Source organism: Methylobacterium sp. E-041 (genome assembly GCF_022829665.1).
Lineage (GTDB): Bacteria > Pseudomonadota > Alphaproteobacteria > Rhizobiales > Beijerinckiaceae > Methylobacterium.
Genome location: NZ_JAKSYQ010000186.1, coordinates 48,453 through 73,978, shown reverse-complemented (window position 1 = coordinate 73,978; position 25,526 = coordinate 48,453). Strand labels below are relative to the sequence as shown.

Here is a 25,526-nt window from a genome sequence, read left to right as displayed (position 1 = left end):
CCGCGCGCATCATCCAGACCCCGATCGGTGAATGGATCTACGCCGAGACCTACGCCTCATCCGCCGAGCGGACCCAAGCCATGAGCCCCTGGATCGACCACCACAACACCAGCCGAACCCACTCCGCCCTCAGCCGACAGACCCCCTGGCAAATCCTGAACAACCTTCTGGGCAACCACACCTAGAGGTCGAGGCAACCGAGCTAACCGACCTGCGCTCCAAGGAAACTCCGGCCGTCATCTGGAAGTGGCTTTTCACAACGCGCTTCATCCGGATGTACGAAGCCGGTGCCTGCACCAAGTCCGAGAGAAGTGTCGAGGAGGCCATCGCCCTGATCTACCGGGAGATGAGGTTGCTCGACATCGCACTCAAGCCGGCCAATCCGCGGCGGGGGCGTACGGGAAAGGCTCTCAAGGGGTCCACTGCAACCCGGCCCGCAGGGCGGCTCAAGTCTTCGTCGCGGAAGCCGTACGCCGGCTCCAAGACGGAGGTGGTTGACCGTCATTATCCATGCCCGCGGACGATGCATCGATGGATCGCCCTGCTGGAGGATCGGGGGTTCAGCCCCGTCAGCCTTCGGGACGGCCGGTATCGCAGCGGGTGCCGCACACGTCAGATCACGGGCGAGGCGCTGAGGCTCCTTATCCACCACGGCAACCGTTACCCCACCGACGAACGGCCCACGATCCGGAACCTCCACCGCGATCTTAAGGCCGACATCGACACCTACAACTTCGGCCTGCCGATGGAGGACCGCCTCGCGTGCCCGTCGCGGACCGCCCTTGGCCTCTACATCGCCGGGTTCGGCCGCTTCAAGATCTATGCCGGCAGGTACGGCATTGAAAAGGCCAAGGCGAAGTTCGCGGTCGTCACCTCCGGGCTGGTCACGACCCGGCCCTACGAACGCATCGAGATGGATAGCTGGGAGGTGGACCTGATGACGGTCCTGACGGCCGTCGGGCTTTGGGACCGGCTGGACGGCAAGACCAAGCGCGAAGTGCGACGGATGCACTTCACCGTGGCCATCGACACGACGACGAAGATCATCGTCGGGGCCGTCCTTTCCAGGACGCCAACCGTCGCCGCGGCCATGAAGGTCCTGCGCATGGCCCTCTCCAACAAGCAGGCATACGCGACCGCCGCCGGAGCCGAGCTACCCTGGGACCAGTGCGCCACCTTCGAGAGCATCGCCATGGACGGCGGGCCGCAGTTCAACAACGCCGAGGTGATCAATGCCGTGGCGTGCCTCGGTCAGTCGCCCTTGTATCCATCGGGCGGCGTACCGGGCCTCCGCGGGCCGATGGAATCGTTCTTTCGCACGGTCGGCATGCAGATCATCGCGCGGTTTCCGGGAAGAACTTTCGAGAACGTTGTCGCCAAGGGCGATTACGACCCCGAAGCCCGCACCTGCCTCTTCGACGACGAGCAAGCGCGTATCCTGACGCGGTGGCTCGTGGACGCCTATCACGGGGCGCCACACGACGGGCTGGCCGGCGAGACCCCTATCGCGGCCTGGAACCGCCTCACACACATGCACGGGATCATCAAGGCTCCCGACCGGCACAAGCTCCGCTCAATCTTCGGCATTCCTCTTTTCCGGACGCTCGGCAACGCCGGCATCCGTGTGCTCAACCTTCACTACTGGTGTGAGCCCCTCGTCCGGCACTTCCTCGACCGAGGAAAGGTCGAGATGGAGATCAAGTTCGATCCCGAGGATCTGGGTGAGATCGCCGTCTGCATCGACGGGACCTGGCATGCCGCTTCGTGCACGTCGGAAAAGTTCGAGAACGTCACGCTGGAAGCGTGGATTCGGGCGTCCCGCGACATTGCTCGGACCCATGCGGTCGGAGCCGCCGTCACGCAGGCCGCCGTCAACGCGGCGCTGATCGCCGCGAATACCCTGAGCCGCGAGGCTTCGGACCGCTTCGGCATCGCGTCCTTGCCGCCGACCGCGGACGACATCGCCCGTGCCGAGCGGGAGCTGATGTTTGGGTGGACCATGCCGGCCACGGCGGACGTCCACGAGCAGTCCTCCGCCGATCCGCTCGACGGCGGCTACCCAGTCACAGGGGTGGAGGACCAGCATCCAAGTCGTGACGACGCTCCGTCCGACGACTTCGACATCGAGAATTGAGGCATGAGGACCACGGAAATCGACCTCGATCCGGCAGGGCGCGTACGCGCGGCCCTTCCATCCGAGATGCAACGTCGTTCGCGCATCATGGAAAAGGTGCGGCACGTCTACCTGCGGACCGCACGCGACACGGTACTGCAGGGTCATTTCGAGGGCTTGATGGCGGACCTCACCGAACGCCGAGAGCCCGATGCGGCGGTCGACGTCGAGGCACGCGCCGAACTTCTCGAAGGGAACATCCTCGTCGTCCTCGGTGAGAGCGGTGCGGGCAAGACCACGGCGATCCGACGGCTGCTGTCCAAGCACCCGTTGTCGCCGAACTACGGTCGGCAGGTGGTCGGCTGCGTGGCGCTCACCGTCCGGGTCCCGTCGCCCTGCAGCGTCGGGGAACTCGGCAGGACGGTCCTGCGGGCGACCGGATACAAGATTGGACGTTCGAGGATCTCGGGTCCGGAAACCTGGGGCATCGTCCGTGAGCGGCTCCAGGCCCTCGGCGTGCTCGTCCTCCATCTCGACGAGTTCCAGGACGCCCACCTGACGCTGAACGTCGACGAGCAGATGAAGCTTAGGCATTTGCTGCGGAGCCTGCTCGTCGACGAGGACTATCCAATTGTCCTGATCGTCTCCGGCCAGCCGTCGTTCGAGACATTCCTCCGCCCGGATCGTTCCTCGGTTCGGCGGGGCCGCTGGCAAGCGTTCGGCAAGCTCTCGTTGCCGGCCGACGGCGGTGCCGTCACGAAGGCCGTGGCGGCCCTTGCGGGGGTTGCGGGCCTGACCGTCGCCGGCGACTTTGGCCACGCCGTGTTCCCGCGCCTGGTCCATGCCGGATGCAACCTGCTCGGCATCACCATCGAAGAGATCCACGACGCCATCAGGTACGCCATTGAGCATGACAGGAAGGAACTCGACCTCGGTTGCTTTGCGGATGCCTTCGCCTTCAGGACCGGCAATTTGGCGCCATGGAACCCGTATCTGGCGTCGGATTACCTCACGGTCGATCCGACGCGCGTCCTGGCTATGAGCAACCCTCCGCCACCCGATGAGCCAAGCGGTCGCCGCAAGTCAAGGAAGGCTCGGGGATGATCGACGAACCCCTTCGACTCACGCTCACCCTTGAGAACGGCGAGGGTACCCTCGACTTCCTCTCGCGCCTCGCCGCACGCAACGGCGTCGGGACCATGGGAAAGTTCTGCAAGGACCAGGGACTGACCCCGTGGCGCATTCGGGACGGCTGCCCCACGGAGCTTGCGCGCCTGGGCAGGCTTGCCGGCGTCCCGGTCCCGGACCTTGAGGCTGCCTGCCTTCGGAAGGTGACCGGGGGCTTCATGCTGCACGGTCATCCAATGGTGGGCTCGTCCCTCCGCAGGCACCGCTTCCTCGTCTGTCCGGCCTGCCTGCAGGAAGACATCGAGATCTCCGACCTCCGCCCTCACGCCGCCGCATACGGCCGGCTCGCGTGGAAGGTCGTCTCCATTCGGACCTGTCCCACTCATGGCCTGGGGCTCGCCGATATCGGCTTGGGGAGGATTCCGAACGACCAGGACTTCGCCGCTGCGATCCGCCCTCACCTGCAGCGCCTCGACGTTCTCTCGGACGAGTGCGCAAGGCGGCCAGCCTCGGAGCTTGAGCGCTACGTCCAGCGACGGATCGACGGCCAGGCAGGCACCGCCCCTTTCCTCGACGGTCTCGAACTCCATGCCGCGGCCCGGTTCTGCGAGGTCATCGGGGCGTTCTCCCTGCATGGTCGCGGGCTTTGCATGGACGCCCTCGGCGAACACGACTGGTATCTCTGCGGCGCTGCGGGCATCGGCATCGCCGGGGATGGAGAGGCCGACATCCGCAGCTTCCTCACCGGTCTCCAGCGGGCCTACCCGTTCGGCCATAGGGTCAAGGATGGCCCCCGTCCGCCATTCGCTGACTTCCGGTTGTGGTTGAACAGCCGAAACCGTGTGGCGTACGGGCCGGCTAGAGACCTTCTCGCTCGGTACGTGGCGGAGACGCCGCCCGACGTGGTGCAGGACAAACCGAGGATACCCAGGGCCAAGCCGAAGGTACCCCCACCGGTCTTCGGCATGCCCCGCAAGATCCTCGTCACCCCGGTCCGCCCGCGCAGGATCGAACAAATCGCATCATTCGTCGAGACAAGGCCCTTCACCATGAACGCCGGCCACGCTGCAACAAGCCACCCCCCGTCCGAAACGGCTCGGCCCCCGATGCTGACATCGAGTGCCGCCGCCGCTTGGCTAGGGTGCGAAGCCTCGCTGTTCATTTCGCTCCAGGCTCATGGCTTGGTCACGCCTACGTACGGCGACTGGGACTGGCGACACGCATTCGAACGCGGCCCACTCGACGACCTGCTGACGCGATTGCTCGCGGAGGTCGAGGCGGTTGATGACATCGCCGACGCCGTGAGCATCATGGAGGCGGCGAACCAATGCTCATGCGCCCCGGTGGAGATCGTTCATCTTCTCCTTGCCGGCGAGATATCGTGGAAGGGTCGTCGTGCCACTGGGAACGACATCGCCTCCCTGCTGATACGAACGGATGCGATCCGCGTGTCGATGGAGAAACAAGGTCTACCCGGACCCACGCTGCGTGAGGCAACGGTGGAGACCGGGGTGAAACCCAAGGCGCTCGCGAGCCTCATCGCAACGGGAGCGATGACGACGGGAACCGCCGTCGATGCCCTGACGGGAAGTCCGGTAACGGTGATACATCAAGCTTCGCTAAAACAATTTTTCGAGAATCATGTTGAGCTGGATGACCTCGCGAGCGAGGTTGGGAAAGACGCTTCCGACGTTACGAAATGCCTTAATATGAATGGCGTTGTCCCAATTTATAATGATAGAAATCTAAGGTTATGTTATTACGGTTACATCGACATATGCATTCACTTTGACAAGCTGAAAACAAATCATAATGGATTTAGAAAGCATGATTGGATCATAAACTGGGGTAAGTTTTAGTATAATTGGTTGGACATTACGGTACTTCCCCTCCCTGGCGACTAGCCGGGGCTTTTTTATTCCTAGTTGCTACTGGAGATTTGCGTTTAACTGACAGGTATGGCTTTTCAAACCTGACAGGTATAGACGACTGCGAATTTTCACCTTCAGCATTATCAACGACTTATAAGCGGTGCATCTGTCAACTATCGGTTCTCGGAGCAAGCGCGACCGGTGGAAACCGGTACGGTGCGTGCAGAAGCAACGCCGGACGGCAGCGGCGCCCCTTCCGGAACGCCGGTCGTCGCGGCCCGCCTGTCACCCGGCGCGGGCCTGCGAGCGGCGAGCGTCATCGACTCGCCATGGGCCCTCCCCTAACGTCCGGGGCGGGACCGGCGTCGGTGCCGGTCCGGAGGGTCCCCGCCCATGGTGCTGGAAACCGAATCGGCGCTGGAATCGGCCACCGCCCTGGCGACGAGCGAGGCGAAATCCGCCCGCACCGACCTGATCGAGGCGGCGGCATCGATCGTGGGCGGCCGCGGCGGACCGGGCGGCTTCGTCCGCGACCTGTTCGGCCGGGTGCCGCCGGAGGACCTGGCGCCCTACCCGGCCGAGGCGCTGGCCGACCTCGCGATCGCCGCGCGTGCGCATCTTGCGGTGCCGCGCGCCACGGGTTCGGCGGCGAACCTGCGGCTCGTCGACGTCGCCGTGCCCGGCCCCGGGCGCACCCGCGAGCTGACCGTCGTCGAGGTCGTCAACGACAACCGCCCCTACCTGCTCGACTCGACCCTGGCGGAGCTGACCGAGCAGGGCCTGACGCCCCACCTCGTCGCCCACCCGATCCTCGGCGTCGAGCGGGACGCCGACGGGGCGCTCGTCCGCGTCGTCGGGGAGACCACGGCGGACGCCCACGGCGCCCTGCTGCGCGAGAGCTTCATCCACATCCACCTCGACCGGCTCGATGCCGGCGAGGCGCGCGAACGCCTCGAAGCCGGCCTCGCGCAGGTCTTTCGCGATGTGGCCCTGGTCACCGACGACCACGACGCGATGCTGGCCCGGCTCGGCGCGCTCGCCGAGGGCTACGGCCGCAATCCCCCGCCGCTGCCCGAGGGCGAAGTCGCCGAGGCGCGCGCCTTCCTCGAATGGCTGCGCGACGGCCACTTCACGCTGCTCGGCATGCGCGAGCACGCGCTGCCCGGCGAGCGGGCGGCCGAGGCCGAAAGCCTCGGCATCCTGCGCGATCCGGGCCTCGCCGTGCTGCGCCGCGGGCGGGCGCTCGTGGACATGACGCCGGAGATCGTCGCGTTCCTCGAGGAGCCGCACGCGCTGATCATCACCAAGGCGAGCCTCAAGGCCCGCGTCCACCGCGCGGCGCATCTCGACTACATCGCGGTCAAGCTGTTCTCCGCGACGGGTAAGCTCACCGGCGAGGTCCGCATCGTCGGCCTGTTCACCGCCGCGGCCTACACCGCGCTCGCCCGCGAGGTGCCCTATCTCCGCGGCAAGGTCGCGGCCGTGGTCGAGAAGGCCGGCCTCGACCCGACGAGCCATGCCGGGCGGGCGCTCCTCGCCGTGCTGGAGACCTACCCGCGCGACGACCTGTTCCAGATCGACGTGGACCGGCTGTTCCGCTTCACCCTCGCCATCGCCAACCTCGCCGACCGGCCGCGCATCCGCGTGCTGTCGCGGACCGACCGGTTCGGGCGCTTCGTCTCGCTCCTCGTCTACGTGCCGAAGGACCGCTACGACTCGATCGTGCGCGCCCGCATCGGCGCCTATCTCGCCCAGGAATACGGCGGCCGGCTCTCGGCGACCTATCCCGACCTGCCCGACGGGCCGCTGGCCCGGATCCACTACATCGTCGGGTTCTCCGAAGCCGGCGCGCCGGAGCGCGACCCCTCGGTGCTGGAGGCCGGCATCGCCGCCCTGGTGCGGACCTGGGGCGACGCGCTGCGCGCCGCGCTCACGGAGGCCATGGGCGGATCCGAGGCGCGGGCGCTGGCCGCCCGCTACGGCGAGGGCTTTTCCGCGGCCTACCGCGAGAACTTCTCCGCCGAGGTCGCCATCGCCGACATCGCCATCCTCGAATCCCTGTCCGAGGACCGCCCGCGCGCCGTCGCGATCGACCGCCGCGACACCGACCCGGCGGCGCAGGTGCGCCTGAAGGTGTTCTCGCGCGGGGCGTCGCTGCCGCTGTCCGACCGGGTGCCCGGCCTGGAGAACCTCGGCTTCCGGGTGATCAACGAGCGGACCTACAGCGTGCTGCCGGCGGGGAGCGACACCAAGGTCTGGCTGCACGACATGCTGCTGGAGCGCGCCACCGGTGCGGCCATCGAGATCGGCCCGCTCGAGGCGCCGCTGGAGGCGGCGATGCTTGCCATCGCCGCGGACCAGGCCGAATCCGACGGCTACAACCGCCTCGTGCTGGAGGCCGGCCTCGCCTGGCGCGACGTGGCGCTGCTGCGCGGCCTCGGCCGCTACCTGCGCCAGCTCCGCGTGCGCTACGGCCAGGACTACCTCGCCGCGACCCTGAGCCAGCATCCCGGCATCGCCCGCCAGCTCGTCGCGCTGTTCCACGCCCGGTTCGACCCGGCCGCCGGGGGCGACCGCGGGGCCGCCGAGGCGGCGGTTCGCGAGGGCATCGAGGCGGCGCTCGCCGACGTGACCAGCCTCGACGAGGACCGGATCCTGCGCCGCTTCGTCAACCTCGTGGAGGCCGCGGTCCGCACCAACTTCTTCCAGAAGGCCGCCGACGGCACCCCGCGCGAGACGATCGCCTTCAAGTTCGCCTGCACCAAGGTGTCGGGCATGCCGCTGCCGCGGCCGTTCTTCGAGATCTTCGTCTATTCGCCCCGCGTGGAAGGGCTGCACCTGCGCTACGGCTACGTCGCGCGCGGCGGCCTGCGGTGGTCCGACCGGCCCGAGGATTTCCGCACCGAAATTCTGGGGTTGGTGAAGGCGCAGCAGGTCAAGAACGCGGTGATCGTGCCGGTGGGCGCCAAGGGCGGGTTCTTTCCCAAGCGCCTGCCGCCGGCCTCGGATCGCGCCGCATGGCTGGCGGAGGGCACCGAGAGCTACCGCATCTTCATCCGCACCCTCTTGGAGCTCACCGACAACTTCGTCGCCGAGGGCATCGCGCCGCCGGCCGACACCGTGCGGCACGACCCCGACGACGCCTACCTCGTGGTCGCCGCCGACAAGGGCACCGCGACCTTCTCCGACATCGCCAACGCGCTCTCGCTGGAGCGCGGGCACTGGCTCGGCGACGCTTTCGCCTCCGGCGGCAGCCAGGGCTACGACCACAAGGGCATGGGCATCACCGCCCGCGGCGCCTGGGAGGCGGTGAAGCGCCACTTCCGCGAGATCGATGTCGACACGCAGGCTGATCCGGTGACGGTGGTCGGCGTCGGCGACATGTCGGGCGACGTGTTCGGCAACGGCATGCTGCTCTCGCGCACCCTGAAGCTGGTGGCGGCCTTCGACCACCGCGACATCTTCCTCGATCCGACGCCCGACATGGCGGCGAGCTTTGCCGAGCGCAAACGCCTGTTCGACCTCGGCCGGTCGAGCTGGGCCGACTACGACAAAAGCCTGATCTCGGCCGGCGGCGGCGTCTTCTCGCGCGCGCTCAAGGCGATCCCGCTCTCGGCCGAGATCCGGGACGTGCTCGGGTTCGAGCGCGCTTCCGCCTCGCCCGCCGAGCTGATGCAGGCGATCCTCAAGGCGCCCGTCGACCTGCTCTGGTTCGGCGGCATCGGCACCTACGTCCGCGCCACCACCGAGACCGACGAGGAGGCCGGCGACCGGGCCAACGACGCCGTGCGCATCACCGGCCCGGAGATCCGCGCCAAGGCGGTGGGCGAAGGCGCCAACCTCGGGCTGACCCAGCGCGGGCGCATCGAGGCGGCGCGGGCCGGCGTCCGGCTCAACACCGATGCGATCGACAACTCGGCCGGCGTCAACACCTCGGACGTCGAGGTGAACATCAAGATCGCGCTGATGATCCCGGAGCGCGACGGCCGCCTCGATGCGGATGCCCGCAACGCGCTCCTCGTCGCGATGACCGACGAGGTCGCCCACCTCGTGCTGCGCAACAACGAGCTGCAGACGCTGGCGCTCTCGCTCGCCCAGCACCGCGGCCTCGGCGAGGCCGGCTTCGCGATGCGGACGATGCAGGCGCTGGAGGCGGAAGGCCGCCTCGACCGCGCGGTCGAGTACCTGCCCGACGACGCGACGCTGACCGAGCGCATGCGCCGCGGCGAGGGCCTGACGCGGCCGGAATACGCGGTGCTGCTCGCCTACGCCAAGCTCTCGCTCTACGACGCGGTGCTGGCGAGCCCGGTGCCGGACGACCCGTACTTCGACCGCGAGCTGCAGCGCTACTTCCCCAAGGCCCTGCGCGAGCGCTTCCCCGATGCGGTGAGGGGGCACCGTCTGCGCCGCGAGATCATCGCGACGGCGTTGTCGAACATCATCGTCAACCGCGGCGGCATCTCGCTCGTCACGCGGCTGACCGACGAGACCGGGGCGGACGCTGCCACCATCGCCAAGGCCTACGCCGTGACCCGCGACGCCTTCGGCCTGATGGAGCTGAACGCGGCCATCGACGAGCTGGCCGGGCGGATCGGCGGGCAGGCCCAGATCGGCCTCTACGCCGAGGTGCAGGACCTGCTGGTCAACCGCATCGTCTGGTTCATCCGCAACCTCGACCTCGCCGGCGGCATCGCTCCCCTGGTGGCGCGCTATCGCGACGGGATCGCCGCGGTGCTCGCGTCCCTCCCCGGCGTCCTCGGCACGGAGGCGAACGCGGCGATCGAGCGGCGGCGCGCCGACCTCGTCGGGCAGGGCATGGATGCGGAGCCGGCACTCCGCCTTGCCTCGCTGCGGGCGCTGACCTCGGCGCCCGACATCGTCCGCGTCGCCGGCACCAGCGGGCGGCCGGTCGCGGAGATCGCGGCGACGCACTTCGCGCTGGAGCGGGAATTCTCCCTCGACGCGCTCGCCGAAGCCGCTCGCGCGGCGCCGGTCTCCGACACCTTCGACCGCGTCGCGCTCGAGCGGGCGGTGGCCGGCATCTCGTCCGCGCACCGGCAGCTCACCGCCGAGGTCGTCGGCGACATCGGCGCCGGCCCGGAGGCGGTCGCCGCCTGGGGCAAGGCCCGCGGCCCGTCGCTGGCCCGCATCCGCAGCGCGGTCGACGCCATCGCGGCCTCGGGGCTGACGGTCTCGAAGGCCACCGTCGCCGCGAGCCTGCTCGGCGACCTGGCACGAAGCTGACGCCGGATCGAGGACATGAAAAAGCCGGCCCGGCGCATGCGCGGGACCGGCTTTTCAGGGACCGGGCGGTTCGTATCGCAGGCTCAGAACGGGCCCATCCGCATGTCGAGCATGCGCTGGTTGTGCTCGAGCCAGAGGCGGAGCATCTGCGAGAACAGGCCGGGCTTCGGGGCAGGCTGGGTCATGGATCGCTCTCCGTGGGGCGACGGCCGCAGGGCCGTCCGTTCGCTCCGAAGATGCCGATCATGGTGCGCTGCAACAATGGACAAGGTTGCACTTCGCGCATGCATCGGGCGCATGTGTGTAGCCAAATATTAACGGTTCGGCGTTGTCGCATGCGTGAGCGGCAGTATCCTGCAACCAGAGCGATAGCGTCCCCGCGGCGCGATCAGCCGGGGTGGACCGGCGCCGGCAGGACCGAGCGCGTCGGCCCCGACATCGCCGACAGCGCGAGGCCGAGCCCGAGGGCCGACACCGCGGCCGCGATCAGCGGCAGCTGGCCGTAGCCGACGCCCGCGGTCAGCGCGACGCCGCCGAGCCAGGCGCCGGTGGCGTTGCCGAGGTTGAACGCGCCCTGGTTCAGGGTGGAGGCGAGGTTCGGGGCATCGCTGGCCGCCTCCACCACCCAGATCTGCAACGGCGAGACCAGGGCGAAGGCGAGCCCGCTCCAGACCACCAGCGCCGTCAGCATCGCGATCTCGAAGTGGGCGACGCCCGCCAGCAGGGCGAGGACGGCGATGAGGCCGAGGAAGCTGCCGATCACCGTGGCGGTGAGATTCCCGTCGGCGAGGCGGCCGCCGATCAGGTTGCCGGCGGTGAGGCCGATGCCGGCGACGAACAGCGCGCCGGTGACGCCGCGGGCGCTGAGCCCGGTCACCCCCATCAGGAGCGGCGTGATGTAGGTGAACACCGTGAAGAAGCTCACCGAGGACAGGGTCGAGACCAGCATCGGCCGCAGCACCGGCCAGCGCCCGAGCGCCCGGAACTCCCGGGCCAGCCCGCCGCGCGAGCCGGGGAGCCCGGCCGGCACGAACAGATGGATCGCCAGGCCCGCCGCGACGCCGATCGCCACCACCGCCCAGAAGGTGGCGCGCCAGCCCGCCGCCTGCCCCAGCGCGGTGCCGAGCGGCACGCCGAGCACGTTGGCCAGCGTCAGCCCGGCGAACATCAGCGACACCGCCTGGGTCCGCTTCTCCCGCGGGACGAGATCGCGCGCCACGATCGCGCCGATGCCGAAGAAGGCGCCGTGGGCGAAGGCGGTGGCGATGCGGGCGAGCATCAGCGTCGCGTAGGTGGGCGCGACGGCGCAGGCGACGTTGCCGGCCAGGAACACCGCCATCAGCGCGAGCAGCGCGGTCTTGCGCGGCAGGCCGGCGGTGGCGATGGCGACCAGCGGCGCGCCGATCACCACGCCCATCGCGTAGCCCGAGACCAGGTAGCCGGCCTGCGGGATGGTGACGCCGAAGCTCTGCGCCACCTCCGGCAGCAGGCCCATGATCACGAATTCCGTGGTGCCGATCCCGAAGGAGGCGACGGCGAGGGCGAGAATCGGCAGCGAGACCATGCATGGGCTCCGTTGGCACGGGGGCGAAGGCGCGGGCGCCGATCCCTTTTGTGCGGTGCGGTATGCCCCAACATGGCGGATCGCCCTCGGTTGCGGACCGGCGGGCAATGGGATGCAGCCTTGTTCCACGAACGGGTCTCAACCGTCGGGTGCGTCATCGCGCGATCGACCTGGGATAACCGGCGGGGTGCGTACACTGACGCCCGCCGGGCGGTGCCGGAGCGCCTACCATCGAGGCCGTTGCGCCTGGCGATCCTGCCGAAGCGCCCCTCGGTTTCGGTGGAGACGACGTGATGAAGGCCCTCATCCTGGCGGGAACGGCCCTCGGTGCCGCCCTGATCCTGCTTCCCGCCGGCGCGGAAGCGCGCCCGTACGGCGGCGGCTACGGCGCGCATGGCGGTTTCCGCAGCGCCGGCTTCGTCGGAGCGCGCGGCGGCTACGGCGGATACCGCGGCGGTCTTGCCGGATACCGGGGCGGTTACGGCGGCTACCGCGGCGGCTATGGCCGGGGGATCGGCTACGGCCTCGCCGGCGCTGGGATCGGATTGGGTGTCGGGCTCGCCGCCGGCGCGCTGGCCGGCGGCTACGGCGGGTACGATTACGGCAGCAGCTACGGCTACGGCGGCGGATATGGCTACGGCGGTGGTTACGGCTACGGCGGCTACGCGCCCGCCTACGGCGGCGGGTATGGCGGCTATGGCGGTTATGCGCCCGCATCCTACGGCTACGGCAGCGGCTGCACCTGCGCGGGCTACTGATCGGGCCGGGTGACGAACGCGACGGCGGGCGCTTGGCGGCTCCTCCGTCGCGTCCGCCCCGGTGCGGCGCCCTGCCCTACGGCTCGGTCAGGGGCAATCCGCGGCTCGGCGGGCTCCAGTGGAGGTCGGGCGTCGACGCGTAGAGCCGCCGGTGGGCGAGCACCGCGTAGGTGTCGGTCATGCCGGCGATGTAGTCGGCGATGCGCCGGGCGATGCGGCCGGCCGGTGCGCCGGACAAGCCCTCGCTCCATTCCACCGGCATCCGCGTCGGATCGGCCGAGAACGCCGAGAACAGGTCCGCGACGATGGCGTTCGCCTTCGCCCGCACCGCCATCACCTCCGGATGGCGGTACATCCGCGCGTAGAGGAAGCGCTTGATGTCGGCGTCGGCGGCCGCGATCTCCTCCGAGAACGCGATCACCGGAGCCTGCGCCCTACGGATCGCGGCGACGTCGCGCGGTGCGAGCACGTCCAGGCGGCGCCGGCTTTCCGCGATCACGTCCTCGACGAAGCGCGTGATCACCCGCCGGGCGAGCTCGTGGATGGTGCGCGACACCTCCAGCCCGGGATGCAGGGCGGCGATCTCGTCGAGCAATCCGCGCAGGAACGGCACCGCTTCAAGGTCGGCGAGATCGAACAATCCGGCGCGCAGGCCGTCGTCGAGGTCGTGGCTGTCGTAGGCGATGTCGTCGGCGAGCGCCGCCGCCTGCGCCTCCGGCCCGGCATGGTGCGCCAGTTCCAGGGGGTGCAGCGCGTCGTATTCGAGGATCGCCGCCGCGATGCCCGTGCGCGCGTAGCGCGGGGTCGGGCGACCGTCCGGCTCGAGCAGCGGGCCGTTGTGCTTGACCAGGCCCTCCAGCGTCTCCCAGGCGAGGTTCAGCCCGTCGAAGCCGGCGTAGCGCCGCTCCAGCCGGGTCACGATGCGCAGCGCCTGCGCGTTGTGGTCGAAGCCGCCATGCTCGGCCATGCAGGCATCGAGCGCGTCCTCGCCGGTATGGCCGAAGCAGGTGTGGCCGAGGTCGTGACTGAGCGCGAGCGCCTCGGCCAGGTCCTCGTCGAGGCCCAGTGCGCGGGCGAGCGCCCGGGCGATCTGGCTGACCTCGAGGGTATGGGTCAGCCGGGTGCGGTAATGGTCGCCCTCGTGATGCACGAAGACCTGGGTCTTGTGCTTCAGCCGTCGGAAGGCGGTCGAGTGCACCACCCGGTCGCGGTCGCGCTGGAAATCGCTCCGCGTCGGCGAGGCCGGCTCGGGGATCAGCCGTCCGCGGGTCGCGCCCGGGTCGGTGGCGTAGGCCGCGCGCCAGCGCTCACCGTTGGCGCGCACGCGGCCTCCCGCCCGGTTCGTGATGTGCTGCCGGCATGGTTCCCTCGCAGTTCGACGCGGCACGCGTTGCGGCGCGCCGTCGTACCCCATATCTTGGATCGATCACGCGCCGGGCAATCGCCCGCCGCGCCCGGACCCGACAACAGCGCCGATGGCTCTCCCGATGGCCGAGATCACCCTGACCCCCCGCGCCGCCAAGCGCATCAACGAGATCATGGGTGCCGAGCCCCCGGGCGCGCTGCTTCGCGTCAGCGTGAACGGCGGCGGCTGCTCCGGCTTCTCCTACGCCTTCGACATCACCCGCGACCAGGAGGCGCAGGACGTCACGATCGAGCGCGACGGCGCCACCGTGGTCGTCGACCCGGTGTCGCTCGAGTACATGGCCGGATCCACGATCGATTTCGTGAACGACCTGATCGGGCAGTCCTTCAAGATCGAGAACCCGCAGGCGACCTCGTCCTGCGGCTGCGGCACCTCGTTCTCGCTCTGATCTTTCGAGGGGCGCGGCGCTGTCCCGTGCGGCCCCGAGGGTGGTGTCGGGGCTGGTTGCAGTCGCCGGCATCGTGGTGCCGGAACGACAGGCGCCGACAAGCGTGAGTCGCGACGTGGCGCACCGATTGCCTCGCGCGGCGAAATGCGGGACGACAGCGCCGTCTCCTCGGATAGAACATTCGTCAGCGGTCCGCACACGATGATCAGTCACCGAACGGTCCGCGCCAGCCTGATCCGGGCGGCCCGCCTCTGCCTCTGTGCCGGTCTCGTCCTCGGCGTCGGGACGACGGGCCGGCCTGCGGCGGCGCAGGAGGCGGCCTCGGCGGTCCAGGACGTCGTGCTGGTCGACGTCGCGTTGCCGCTCGGCGACACGGTGTTCAAGGCGGCGCGGATCACGGTCAGCGGCACGCGTCTCTCGCGCGACGACCTGACGGCGATCCTCAAGGCGGATTCGCCCGAGCCCTGGGCGCCCCGCCTCGCACGCCTGGAGGCGGCGAGCATCTCGATCCCGGTCCTCGTCTCCGAACATCCCGGCCCGGGCGGATCGCTGCAGACCGTGACCTATCGCGAGGTCGCGGCGCGCGACGTGCGCGCCGGCCGCATCGCCGAGCTGACCATGGCCGGCGCCGGGGTCTCCGTCACCGGCGCGCACCCGGGGTCGGGCACCTACGGCCGCATCGTCGCCAGCGATCTCGACCTCGCCGCGCTCGTCCGGCTCTCGTCGGAATCCGGCGACGGCAAGGGGCCGGTCCAGCGGATCTACGCCGCGATCCAGGCCTCGGACGTGACCTACACGGAAGCCTCGGGCGTCACGATTCGGATCGCCGGGCTCGAGGGCCGCGATTTCGGCGGACGCCAGGTCCCCGGCGGCTGGAACGGCGCGATGGCCGGGCTCGCCCGCGGGCTCGAGGCCGTCGACCCGGAGATGACGGCGGCCGAGCGCGGCAAGCTCGCGGGAACCGCCGCCGACCTGGCCGACGCCGTCGCGTTCGGCAGCCTCGAGCTGCGCGGCCTCGCCATCAGCCGGACCGGCGCCGGCGAGCCGATGCTGGTCGAGGTCGGGCGCCTGGCTCACGGCGGCACCGGCGCCGAGAGCGGCACGACCCTGGAGGCGATCGCGTTCGCGCAGGGCGGCCTCAAGGCCCGGCTCGCGCGTGTGGCGCTCACCGGCGTCTCCCTCGCCCCGACCATCGCGACCCTGCGCCGCCTCGCCAACCCGGACACCGCCGTCACCGACGAGGAGCTGCGCCGCCTCACCCCCGCGGTCGGCGGCCTGGCGCTGCAGGACCTGAGCCTCGACATGCCGGGCGCCCCGGCCCCGGTCGGCAAGGAGCCCGGCCGGACCGCATCCAGGCCTCCGGCCACCGCCAAGTCCGGCTATCCCCTCGCCACGCCCGCCGCCCCCGGTGCGGCACCGGTCCACCTCGCCCTGCGCAGCGGCGCCCTGACCTTCGGGCCGCTGCGCGACGGGGTGCCGACCGCGAGCCGCCTCGATCTTTCGGGCCTGACGTTCCCCGCGGCGATGGTCGCCAGCATGCCGGTGCTCGGCGCCCTGCCGGATTACGGCTATGCCGATCTCGACCTCAACCTCGTGGTCGATTCCGCCTGGGACGAGGCCAAGCGCGAGGTCGCGGTGCGCGAGATGACGCTGTCAGGACGCGACATCGGCTCGCTGCGGCTCGCCGGGACGATCGGCGGCCTCGGGCCGGAGCTGTTCGCCTCGCACATCCCGGCGGCGAGCCTGCTGATGCTGACGGCGACCGCCAAGGCCCTCGACCTGACGATCCAGAATACCGGCCTGTTCGAGCGCTTCCTCGCGGCCCAGGCGAAGGCCCTCAGCCTGAAGCCGGAGGAGCTGCGCCAGGAATACGTGGCGGCAACCCAGTTCGGCGTGCCGGCGATGCTCGGGAACTCGCCCGCCGCCCGGGCGATCGGCGCGGCGCTGGGCCAGTTCGTGACGAAGCCCGGCCGCCTGACGATGACCGCGAAGGCGAAGAACGCCGCCGGCCTCGGCTTCGCCGATTTCGGCCTGGCCCGCACGCCGGGTGCGGTGCTCGACAAGCTCGACGTCGACGCCAAGGTGGAGTGAGGCCGGCCCTTCCGCTCGAAGGAACGCTATTCCGCGATGACGCCGGGGAAGCGCTGCGCCAGGTCCTGTCGCGTCGCATCTGCCCAGGCGCGGTCCCGCTGCGGCCGCGGCCGGTCGAGCGGGATGGTGGCGACGAGGCTCGCCGGGCGCGGGGAGAGCAGCAGCAGCCGGTCGGCGACGGCGATCGCCTCGGCGACGTTGTGGGTCACCATCAGCACGCTCATGCCGAGCCGGTCGACGGTGTCGACCACGAGGCCGCGGAGCGAGGCGGCGGCCGCGTCGTCCAGCGACACGAACGGCTCGTCGAGCACCAGGAGCCGCGGGTCGTTGGCGAGCGCGCGGGCCAGCGCCACGCGGCGCTGCATCCCCAACGACAGCGCGCCCGGATAGCGGCCGCGCCAGGGGGCGAGCCCGAGATGGGCGAACAGCCCGTCGAGGTCGCGCCCGCGCTGCGGCCGCGGCATCGCGAGGCGCACGTTCTGCTCCACCGTCCGCCACGGCAGCAGGCGCGGCTCCTGGAAGACCATGCCCGGCCCGGTCTCCGAGGCGCGCGGATCCGGCACGATGGAGCCGTCGTAATCGGCGTCGAGCCCGAGCAGGATCCGCAGCGTCGTGGTCTTGCCGGCCCCCGAGGGCCCGATCAGGCAGGCGATCTCGCCCGGCCGGATCGCGAAGGCGAGGTCGCGCACCGCCTCCACCGGCTCGGCCGAGGCCGGATGGTAGACCTTTCGCGCGATCTCGACCGTGAGGACCGCGTCGGAACCCGACATCTCGTCGACGGCGGCGGACATCTTATCGCCAGCGGCGGACATGCGCTTCGAGCCGCTGCAGGAGGAGGATGTCGATGGCGATCATCACGCTCATGAACACGATGCTGTAGCCGAGGATCGCGGCGACGTCGGTGCTCTGGACGAAGTAGTAGTTGATCGCGAAGCCGACGCCGTTGGGGCGGCCGAGCAGCTCGATCACCAGCACGATCTTCCAGGCCAGCGACAGGCCGGAGCGCGCCGCGGCCACCACGTAGGGCTGCAGCTGGGGCACCAGCACGTGGGCGACCCAGGAGCGCCGGTCGAACCGGTAGGTCCGCGCCATCTCCTCAAGGCCCGGGTCGAGGTCGCGCGCGCCCTCCCGCAGGATGACCGCGACGTTGGGCAGCTTGTTCAGCACCACGGCCAGGATCGCGGCCGACTCGTTCAAGCCGACCCAGACGTAGGCCAGCACCGTGATCACCAGGGCGGGCGTGTTCAGCATCGCCAGCAGCGGCGTGTCGAGCAGGGTGTTCAGGCGCTTCGAGCGGCCGAGCGCGACGCCGAGCAGCACGCCGAGCACCATCGCGAGCACGAACGAGACGCCGACCCGCGCCAGCGTGATCCCGACATTGGTCCACAGGTCGCCGCGCGCCGATTCCCGGCCGATGAAGGCCGCCACGGTGAGCGGCGTCGGCAGCATCCGCGAGCCCGCGGCTTGTGCCGCAGCCTGCCACGCGGCGAGCAGCACCAGCATCGAGCCGAGACGGGTGAGGATGGCGCGGCGGTTCGAGGCGCTTGCGCGGATCAACCGGTCTTCCCGTCGTAGTACAGGCCCGGCGGCAGGCCGGTGCCGGTGCCGACGAGGCGTTCGCCCCCGAGCCTCGACATCACCGAGAACAGCCGCTCGCCGTCGCTGCGCTCCTCGGCCAGCGGGCGGCGCGGGATGCCGGCGAGGTATTCCCGCTTCAGGGCCTCGAAGATGGCGTCGTCGTCGGCGGCCATCAGCGGGCGCACAATCTCCCAGGCGGAGGGGTCGGCCGCGAGCATGTCCTTGGCCGCGCGCACCGCGCGCACGAACCCGGCCATCGCCTCGGGCTTCTCGGCGACGGTCTGCGCCTCGAACAGGTATCCGATCAGCGCGAACGCGCCCTTCGCGCCGAGCGCGCGCATCATGTCGTCGGCGCCGATCAGCCGGCGGAAGCCCTTGGCCTCGAGGCGTGCGCAGTAGGTCCAGTAGGTGAGCGCGGCATCGAGCGACCCCTGCTCGAGCTTCAAAGCGATCAGGGGCGGTGCGCCGTAGGCGATCTCGGTCTTGGCCTCGATGTCGAAGCCGGCCGCGTCCTGCGCCTGGGCCTTGAGCAGCAGCCAGTTCTTGTCGAGCGGCCCGCCGCCGACGCCGAGGCGCTTGCCTTCGAGATCCTTGAGGGTCTTCACCGGGCTCGCGGCGGGCACCATCACGGCGCCCTCGGAGGTCGAGGCCGGCACGTAGCGCATCGCCCGGCCCTCGTTGCCGAGGCGGGCCGCCCAGAGCAGGTCCCCGACGATCACGTCGACCTGGCCGCCCATGAACGCGATCCGTGCCGCGTCGTTGCCGGCGAGCTTGACGAGGTCGAGGGTGAAGCCGTTGGCGGCGTCGAGCCCGCGCGCCTTGATCACCGCGGCTTCCCACGCGACCGTGCCGAACGGCAGGCTGCCGAGGCGCACGCTCGGGGCCGCCAGCGCCGGATGCGACAGCACCGGCAGGCCGGCGAGCGCGGCGGCGAGCAATCCGCGCCGTGACAGCATGGCGCCTTCTCCCTGGAGGTCTTGCCGGCCGGTTCGGCCTTGGGGCCGCCCCGGCCGGAGCGGTGAGGCTCCGACGCCGAGGGTGCCGTTGCCGAAAGGTCATAGGGCGCAGCACGCGGCCCGTCCACAACCGCCTTGCGCGGGAGCGGTGGCCGGGGCAGGCTCGAAGGGGACAACCGACATCGGAAGAGAGATCATGGCCGAGCCACGCGAAGGCGCCCTGGACGACGAGACCATCGCCGCTCGGATCGCCGCCGAGATCCCGGCCTGGCGCTACGAGGACGGGTGGATTCGCCGCACCTACAAGACCGCGAGCTGGAAGAGCACGCTGATGGTGATCAACACCATCGGCCACCTCGCCGAGGCCGCGTGGCACCACCCCGACCTGACCGCTTCCTACGCCTGGGTCGAGGTGCGGCTGATGAACCATGCCGCCAAGGGCATCACCGACAAGGACTTCGCGCTGGCGCGCAAGATCGAGGAGGTCGTCTCCTGGCAGCCGGGCCTCGAGGGCCAGGGCCTGGAAGGGACGCCGACGGACGCACGCTTCGCCTACGTCAAGTACGAGAAGTAGGCCGATCCTCACGACACGCTCATGGCATCGCGCGGCGGAGACGCTCGATTCCTTACGTGGGCGGCTCGATCTTGGCGGTGCGGTTCCGGCAAGGGGCCGCGCCAGCCCCGCGTGAGACCATGCCGAACCTTCGATCCGCCCTCGCCGCCGTCGCCGGCCGCCCGCCCGCCATCCCGGACGCGCCCGCTCTCAGCTTCACCATCGGGCAGGATGCCGGCGGCTGCTGGGTCGCGCTGGAGAGCCACGGGATCGCCGGCGGCCTGTTCCGCAACCGCGACGACGCGCTCCATTACGCCGGGGGCGAGATCCGGAACGGGCGCGGCGAGATCCGCTTCGCCACCGGCCCCATCGCCTTCAAGGCCGGATGCTGAGGCGCCCCGCGGTCACTGCGGGCTCTTCACCCGGCGGCACTCGGTCTTGAGGTAGGAGGTCTTGCCGATCTCGTCGCGCAGGTCCGTGCGGGCGATGATCTCCTGCCAGCCGTTGGTGCAGCCGAGCTCGTTCGCGACGCGGACCTTGCGCACCTCCAGGGCCTTGTCGTCGGTGCAGGCTTCCTGCGCGATCGCGTTGGCGCAGACGAGGACGACGGCGAGGAAGGTGTTCACGGCAAGGGCTCTCCCGCGGGAAGGACGTGGCAGCCCTACGCACGAGCCGTGCAGGAGGTTTCGCGCCGGGCGGCGCGGCGGCGTCGCCTTGCGTCGACCGGGCCGAGCTTCACGCCACGGCGACGACGCGGTCGGCCGCGTAGGTCGCGCCCTCGACCGGGTTCGCCACCCATCGGCAGCGCCCGATCGCCATGTCGTGCCCGGCATGAAAATGGCCGGACACCCACAGGACGGGCCGCGCGGCGTCTTCGAGGTCGTCGAGCACCGTGGTCGCGTAGAAGGCCGGCACCCACCACGGCACCCCCGGCGCATCGCGGAAGGCGTCGGCCGCACGCGGGCTCGGGGGATGGTGCGTCACCGCCACCGTCGGCCCGTCGAACGGCTGCGCCAGGGCCGCCAGCAGCCGGCGGCGCTCGGAGGCGTGGGCCGCCATCGCGTCGGCGGGAAGCCAGGCGGTGCCGTCGGCCTTGCGGATCGAGCCGCGGTACTCTCGCGAACCGGTGATCGGGTCGGTCATCCGCTCGGCCGCGTAGCTCACCGGGTCGGCCGGCCGGTCGGGCGCGTCCGCCGCGAGCCAGCGCCCGGCCAGGGACCAGTCGCTCCACAGGGTCGCGCCGACGAAGCGGACCCCATCGAGGACGCACGTGGCGCCGTGCTGCAGCAGGTGGATCCGGGCACCGGCGCCATTCAGGCGCTCGACCTCCCCTGTCAGTGCGGCGAGGAGCTTGGGGGCGGTTCGCGCGTCGCCGGTCGGCGCATAGTGCTCGTGGTTGCCCGGCACGAGCACCACCGGTCGGCCGCCGGCCAGCGCCAGCACGGCGGCGAGCCCGCGCTCGGGGTGGCCCTCGTACAGATCGCCGGCGCAGACCATCACGTCGAACGCCCCGCTCGGTGCGGCGATGAGATCGAGGCGGCGGCGCTCGAGATGGAGGTCGGAGATCGGGAAGATCCTCACGGGGGCGGTCCTGCTTCCTGGGCGGCGCGGCGCTCGGCGGAGGCCGCGCGAAGGATGTCGCTGGCCGAGTCCGCGTTGAGGATGGCGATCCCGGCCGCGGCGATCAGGTCGGGCCAGGGCGAGGGCTGCAGCGCGGTGGCGAGCCCGGCCGCGATGATCGCCAGGTTGGCGTAGGCGTCGTTGCGGGCCGACAGCCAGGCCGCCCGCGTCAGGCTGCCGGCGCCGTCGCGATGGCGCGACAGCATCAGGGCGCAGGTCAGGTTGACGGCGAGCGCGCCGAGGCCGGTGAGCGTCAGAGGAAGCGGCGCCGGCGCGCTCAGGTCCGAGACCTTCTCGTAGGCCGCGTAGGCGGTCGCGAGGGCCGGCACCATCAGGATGCCGGCCATCAGCGTGCCGAGGCGGGCGCGGTTGACCGCGCTCCAGCCGAGGCCGGCGAAGATCAGCAGGTTGATCGCCGCGTCCTCGAGGAAGTCGAGGCTGTCGGCGATCAACGCCACCGAGCCGATCGCCAGGGCGACCGCGATCTCGATGCCGAAGTAGCCGAGGTTCAGCCCCGCGACGCGCGCGACGACGGGGCGGAGCGGGGGGGAGGCGGTGGAGTCCACGCGGGCGACGGTGTCCGTTGACGGGCCGGGCCGCCTCTTCGCCCACCGCGCGCGGGCTGTCGACCCGGCCTCGGCGTTTCGCCCGGCTGGATTCGGCGCCCGACCTGTGCGAGGCGGGGCCGCGGCCGGACCGAATCCGTGCGGCCGGAACGAGGAGTCTCAGATGTTGCCCGAATTGCGCGTTCTCTACTTCGAGGACCTCGAAGTCGGGCTCTCGGAGACCCTGTCGAAGACGATCGCCTCCTCCGACGTGATCGGCTTCGCCGAGATCACCGGCGACCGCAACCCGATCCACCTGTCCGAGCACTTCGCGGCGCGCACGCCCTTCGGCACCCGCATCGCCCACGGCCTCTACACCGCCGGGCTGATCTCAGCGGTGCTCGGCACCCGCCTCCCCGGCCCCGGCGCGGTCTACATCAGCCAGACCCTGAACTTCCGCGCGCCCGTGCGCATCGGCGACACCGTCGACGTGACCGTCGAGGTAGCCGAGCTCGTGCCCGAGCGGCGCCGCGCGCGCCTCAAGTGCACCTGCTCGGTGGCCGGCGAGGTCGTGCTCGACGGCGAGGCCCTGGTGAAGGTGCCGACCAAGGCCGAGGCCGACCCGCTGGCGATCCGCATGGGCGGCCGTCCGCCGGCGTGAGCGGAGCCGGACCCTAGGGCCGCCGACCGCATGTCCGCCGACGCGCGGTCCGTGCAGCCGATCCCGATCACCGATCCGGCCGATCCGCGCCTCGCCCCCTATGCGGCGATGCGCGAGCGCGACCTCGTCGGGCGGGCCGGTCGCTTCATCGTCGAAGGCGAGGTCACGCTGCGGCTGATGCTGTCGCCGCAGGCCCGCTTCCGCACCGAATCGATCCTGTTGCTGCCCGAGCGCGTCGCCGGCCTCGCGGCCGCGATCGAGGCCGGCCCCGGCACGCCGCCAGTCTTCGTCGCCGACCGCGCGGTGATGAGCGCGGTGGCCGGGTTCCCGATCCATCGCGGCGTGCTCGCCGTCGGCATTCGCGGCGACGGCGTGCGTGCGGACGCGGTCGTCCCGCCGGCGCCCGCCCCGGCGCTGGTCGTCGGCCTGGCCGGCTTGACCAACCACGACAACGTCGGCGGCCTGTTCCGCAACGCCGCGGCCTTCGGTGCCGATGCGGTGCTGCTCGACGCCGGCACCTGCGATCCGCTCTACCGCAAGGCGATCCGCGTCTCGGCCGGCGCCGCCCTGACCGTGCCCTTCGCGCGCTTGGATCCCGGCGCCGACTGGCTCGCGACCGCCCGCGCCCTCGCCCTCGAGCCGCTGGCGCTCAGCCCGTCCGGGCGAGAGGACGTCGCCGACCTGACGGCGCCGGCCCGCACGCTGCTGCTGCTCGGCACGGAAGGCCCCGGGTTGCCGGCCGACGTGCTGGCGCGGATGCGCGGCCTGCGCATCGCGATGGCGGCGGGCTTCGACTCGCTCAACGTCGCCACCGCCGGCGCGATCGCCCTGCATCGCCTCTCCGGCGGGGGGCGCGATGCGCGCGACAATGCGCACCCATTGCCTTGACCCCGCGGCGAGCTAGCTTGACAGCAGGTGGACCGGGCGGGAGCCGGTCGTCCGCCGGGTGGTTCTGGTCTGGGAGTCGGGCGCGTTGCTTCAGTCACGGGAGGGCCTGCGGACATTGTCCGGGCGCCGGGTCGTCGTCGTCGGTGCCGGGCCGGGCGGCCTCGCCACGGCCCTGCTGCTGGCGCGCGCCGGCCTTCAGGTCACGCTGATCGAGAAGGACCAGCAGGTCGGCGGCCGCACCAAGACGGTCGAGGCCCCCGGCGGCTACAAGTTCGACATCGGCCCGACCTTCTTCCTCTATCCACAGATCCTGGCCGACATCTTCGACAGTTGCGGCGAGCGGCTGGAGGATCACGTCAAGCTCGAGCGGCTCGATCCGCAGTACCACCTCGTGTTCGAGGCCGGCGGCGAGATCCGCGCCACCGGCGACATGGACCGCCTCGAAGCCGAGATCGCCCGCATCGCGCCCGACGACGCCAAGAACGTCAAGCAGTTCTTCGCCGACAACCGGGTCAAGCTGAAGTTCTTCAAGCCGGTGCTGGAGCAGGCGTTCCACACCCTCCGCAGCATGGCGAGCCCGGGGATGCTGCGGGCGCTGCCCCACCTGCATCCCGGCCGCAGCGTCGACCGCGACCTGCAGCGCTACTTCAAGGATCCGCGGGTCCGCCTCGCCTTCGCGTTCCAGACCAAGTACCTCGGCATGTCGCCGTTCCGCTGCCCGAGCCTGTTCACGATCCTGTCGTTCCTCGAATACGAGCACGGGGTCTACCACCCGGTCGGCGGGTGCGGCGCGATCTCGGAGGCGATGGCCGGCCTCTGCCGACGCATGGGCGTCGACATCCGGCTCGGGACCTCGGTCGAGCGCGTCACCTTCGACGGCAAGCGCGCCGACGGCGTGATCGTGGACGGAGAGCGGATCGCCGCGGACGCGGTGGTGATCAACGGCGACTTCGCGCAGGTGATCCAGGATCTCGTCCCCGAAGTGCACCGCCCGCGCTGGCGCGACCGGAAGATCGAGAAGGCGCGCCTCTCGTGCTCGACCTTCATGATGTACCTCGGCATCGAGGGTAAGATGCCCGAGACCCTTGGGCACCACACCATCCTCCTGGCCGAGGACTACGCGCGCAACATCCGCGAGATCACCGACGGCATCCTGCCGATGCAGCCCTCGGTCTACGTGCAGCATGCCGGCTACACCGACGGCGGCATGGCGCCCCCCGGCCATACCGCCCTCTACGTCCTCGTGCCGGTGCCGAACCTGAAGGCGGGGATCGACTGGCCCGCCACCCGTGCGACCTATCGGGCCCTGGTGCTGGAACGCCTGAAGCTCCTCGGTCTCGACGACATCGAGAGCCGCATCCGCTTCGAGCGGATCGTCGACCCGGTCGAGTGGCGGGACGAGTTCGCGGTCTACGAGGGCGCCACCTTCAACCTCGCCCACGACCTGATGCAGATGCTGTACTTCCGCCCGCACAACCGCTTCGGGCCGGGGCTCTACCTCGTCGGCGGCGGCACGCATCCGGGTTCGGGCCTGCCGGTGATCTACGAGGGCGCGCGCATCTCCGCCCGCCTGCTCATCGAGGAGCTGGCCGGCGCCCGCGTCGCCGAGACCTCCGGCGTGCCCGAGACCGCGGCGCTCGCCACCGGCGGCGAGACCTCGTGAGCGTCGCTGGGCCCCGCACGCTCCGTACGCCGACTCCCATTCCGCATTCCGGCCGCGCCCCGAGGCGCCTCGCGCTCGCCGCGGTGGCCGTCGTCGTCGCCCTGCCGGCGGCGGCGGCCACCGTCGAGGTGGTGGTGGATGGGGCCGACCCCGGCACCTCCGTGTCCGTCGCCCTGTGCCAGGGCGGCCTGTCCGAGGAGGCCTGCAGCCTCGGGCAGGAGCTGACCGCGCGCGGCGGGACGGTGAACGTCGTGTTCCGCGACGTTCCGGCCGGCCGCTACGCCGTCGCGGCGTTCGAGGACGTCAACGGCAACCGCAAGCTCGACCGGACCGGCCTCGGCCTGCCGATCGAGCCCTACGGCTTCTCCGGGGGCGTCGGTCTCAAGGCCCGCCCGACCTTCGCGCAGGCCGCCTTCGACCTGCGCGAACCCGGGACCGCGCTGCGGGTCGGCCTCGCCCGCGCCCTGCCCCGACGCTGA

General features: G+C 70.7%; 22 protein-coding genes. 14 read left to right on the top strand and 8 right to left on the bottom strand.

Annotated features, from left to right (window positions below; all coding sequences use genetic code 11):
- From MKK70_RS18315 to MKK70_RS18295, 5 genes are all read left to right on the top strand, one after another.
- Positions 1-185 (top strand): integrase core domain-containing protein (locus tag MKK70_RS18315; protein ID WP_243949249.1); only part of this gene is annotated, 185 nt, incomplete at its 5' end.
- An 89-nt stretch (positions 186-274) separates the two neighbouring features.
- Positions 275-2,134, top strand: coding sequence for a Mu transposase C-terminal domain-containing protein (locus tag MKK70_RS18310; RefSeq protein WP_243949248.1), 1,860 nt, complete (start codon positions 275-277; stop codon positions 2,132-2,134).
- A 3-nt stretch (positions 2,135-2,137) separates the two neighbouring features.
- A complete protein-coding gene (locus MKK70_RS18305) occupies positions 2,138-3,217 on the top strand; it encodes an ATP-binding protein (RefSeq protein WP_243949247.1) in 1,080 nt (359 codons plus the stop codon).
- A complete protein-coding gene (locus tag MKK70_RS18300) occupies positions 3,214-5,100 on the top strand; it encodes a TniQ family protein (RefSeq protein WP_243949246.1) in 1,887 nt (628 codons plus the stop codon). Before MKK70_RS18305 ends, MKK70_RS18300 begins: the two co-directional genes overlap by 4 nt.
- A gap of 405 nt (positions 5,101-5,505) precedes the next feature.
- Positions 5,506-10,356 (top strand): NAD-glutamate dehydrogenase, encoded by a 4,851-nt coding sequence (locus MKK70_RS18295; protein WP_243949245.1) that lies wholly within the window; start codon positions 5,506-5,508, stop codon positions 10,354-10,356.
- A gap of 388 nt (positions 10,357-10,744) precedes the next feature.
- Here the strand turns inward: MKK70_RS18295 and MKK70_RS18290 are convergent, their stop codons facing one another.
- The gene (locus MKK70_RS18290; protein WP_147858434.1) at positions 10,745-11,920 is read right to left on the bottom strand and encodes an MFS transporter; all 1,176 of its coding nucleotides are present in this window, start codon (positions 11,918-11,920) and stop codon (positions 10,745-10,747) included.
- Positions 11,921-12,213: 293 nt separating this feature from the next.
- On the opposite strand from MKK70_RS18290, the gene MKK70_RS18285 reads away from it, so the two are divergent.
- Complete coding sequence (locus tag MKK70_RS18285; protein ID WP_147728761.1) at positions 12,214-12,678, top strand: hypothetical protein; 465 nt, start codon at positions 12,214-12,216, stop codon at positions 12,676-12,678.
- Between the two features lie 76 nt (positions 12,679-12,754).
- Here MKK70_RS18285 and MKK70_RS18280 read toward each other — a convergent pair whose 3' ends face one another.
- The gene (locus tag MKK70_RS18280) at positions 12,755-14,002 is read right to left on the bottom strand and encodes a deoxyguanosinetriphosphate triphosphohydrolase (protein WP_243937517.1); all 1,248 of its coding nucleotides are present in this window, start codon (positions 14,000-14,002) and stop codon (positions 12,755-12,757) included.
- A gap of 163 nt (positions 14,003-14,165) precedes the next feature.
- Between MKK70_RS18280 and MKK70_RS18275 the strand changes: the two genes are divergently transcribed.
- The gene (locus MKK70_RS18275) at positions 14,166-14,492 is read left to right on the top strand and encodes a HesB/IscA family protein (protein WP_147728759.1); all 327 of its coding nucleotides are present in this window, start codon (positions 14,166-14,168) and stop codon (positions 14,490-14,492) included.
- Positions 14,493-14,693: 201 nt separating this feature from the next.
- Positions 14,694-16,583 carry a hypothetical protein gene (locus MKK70_RS18270; RefSeq protein ID WP_243949244.1) on the top strand — a complete coding sequence of 630 codons (1,890 nt, stop codon included), beginning with the start codon at positions 14,694-14,696 and terminating at the stop codon, positions 16,581-16,583.
- A gap of 26 nt (positions 16,584-16,609) precedes the next feature.
- Here the strand turns inward: MKK70_RS18270 and MKK70_RS18265 are convergent, their stop codons facing one another.
- From MKK70_RS18265 to MKK70_RS18255, 3 genes are read right to left on the bottom strand one after another with little or no spacing between them, the layout of a single operon-like run.
- Positions 16,610-17,374, bottom strand: coding sequence for an ABC transporter ATP-binding protein (locus tag MKK70_RS18265; RefSeq protein WP_147727943.1), 765 nt, complete (start codon positions 17,372-17,374; stop codon positions 16,610-16,612).
- Position 17,375: 1 nt separating this feature from the next.
- Positions 17,376-18,086, bottom strand: coding sequence for an ABC transporter permease (locus MKK70_RS18260; protein WP_147727945.1), 711 nt, complete (start codon positions 18,084-18,086; stop codon positions 17,376-17,378).
- A gap of 50 nt (positions 18,087-18,136) precedes the next feature.
- The gene (locus MKK70_RS18255) at positions 18,137-19,117 is read right to left on the bottom strand and encodes an ABC transporter substrate-binding protein (protein ID WP_147727942.1); all 981 of its coding nucleotides are present in this window, start codon (positions 19,115-19,117) and stop codon (positions 18,137-18,139) included.
- 196 nt (positions 19,118-19,313) lie between these two features.
- On the opposite strand from MKK70_RS18255, the gene MKK70_RS18250 reads away from it, so the two are divergent.
- Together MKK70_RS18250 and MKK70_RS18245 are read left to right on the top strand one after the other, a co-directional pair.
- A complete protein-coding gene (locus MKK70_RS18250; protein WP_147727941.1) occupies positions 19,314-19,691 on the top strand; it encodes a 4a-hydroxytetrahydrobiopterin dehydratase in 378 nt (125 codons plus the stop codon).
- A 119-nt stretch (positions 19,692-19,810) separates the two neighbouring features.
- Positions 19,811-20,062, top strand: a complete 252-nt coding sequence (locus MKK70_RS18245) for an RAG2 PHD domain containing protein (RefSeq protein WP_147727940.1) — start codon at positions 19,811-19,813, stop codon at positions 20,060-20,062.
- 12 nt (positions 20,063-20,074) lie between these two features.
- On the opposite strand, the gene MKK70_RS18240 is transcribed toward MKK70_RS18245, so the two are convergent.
- The 3 genes from MKK70_RS18240 to MKK70_RS18230 form a co-directional block, all read right to left on the bottom strand.
- Entirely contained in the window at positions 20,075-20,296 is a 222-nt protein-coding gene (locus MKK70_RS18240) for a hypothetical protein (RefSeq protein WP_147727939.1), read from the bottom strand.
- A gap of 109 nt (positions 20,297-20,405) precedes the next feature.
- Positions 20,406-21,251 carry a metallophosphoesterase gene (locus MKK70_RS18235; protein WP_147727938.1) on the bottom strand — a complete coding sequence of 282 codons (846 nt, stop codon included), beginning with the start codon at positions 21,249-21,251 and terminating at the stop codon, positions 20,406-20,408.
- On the bottom strand, positions 21,248-21,856 hold the full coding sequence (locus MKK70_RS18230; protein ID WP_147727937.1) for a cation transporter: 609 nt from the start codon (positions 21,854-21,856) through the stop codon (positions 21,248-21,250). The genes MKK70_RS18235 and MKK70_RS18230 overlap by 4 nt, the downstream gene beginning before the upstream one ends.
- A gap of 163 nt (positions 21,857-22,019) precedes the next feature.
- Here MKK70_RS18230 and croR point away from each other — a divergent pair, with 163 nt between their 5' ends.
- From croR to MKK70_RS18210, 4 genes are all read left to right on the top strand, one after another.
- Positions 22,020-22,496, top strand: coding sequence for a 3-hydroxybutyryl-CoA dehydratase (gene croR / locus MKK70_RS18225; protein WP_147727936.1), 477 nt, complete (start codon positions 22,020-22,022; stop codon positions 22,494-22,496).
- A 30-nt stretch (positions 22,497-22,526) separates the two neighbouring features.
- Positions 22,527-23,384 (top strand): TrmH family RNA methyltransferase, encoded by an 858-nt coding sequence (locus MKK70_RS18220; RefSeq protein ID WP_147858437.1) that lies wholly within the window; start codon positions 22,527-22,529, stop codon positions 23,382-23,384.
- Positions 23,385-23,469: 85 nt separating this feature from the next.
- A complete protein-coding gene (locus MKK70_RS18215; RefSeq protein ID WP_147729199.1) occupies positions 23,470-25,047 on the top strand; it encodes a phytoene desaturase family protein in 1,578 nt (525 codons plus the stop codon).
- Positions 25,048-25,085: 38 nt separating this feature from the next.
- Entirely contained in the window at positions 25,086-25,526 is a 441-nt protein-coding gene (locus tag MKK70_RS18210; RefSeq protein WP_409567267.1) for a DUF2141 domain-containing protein, read from the top strand.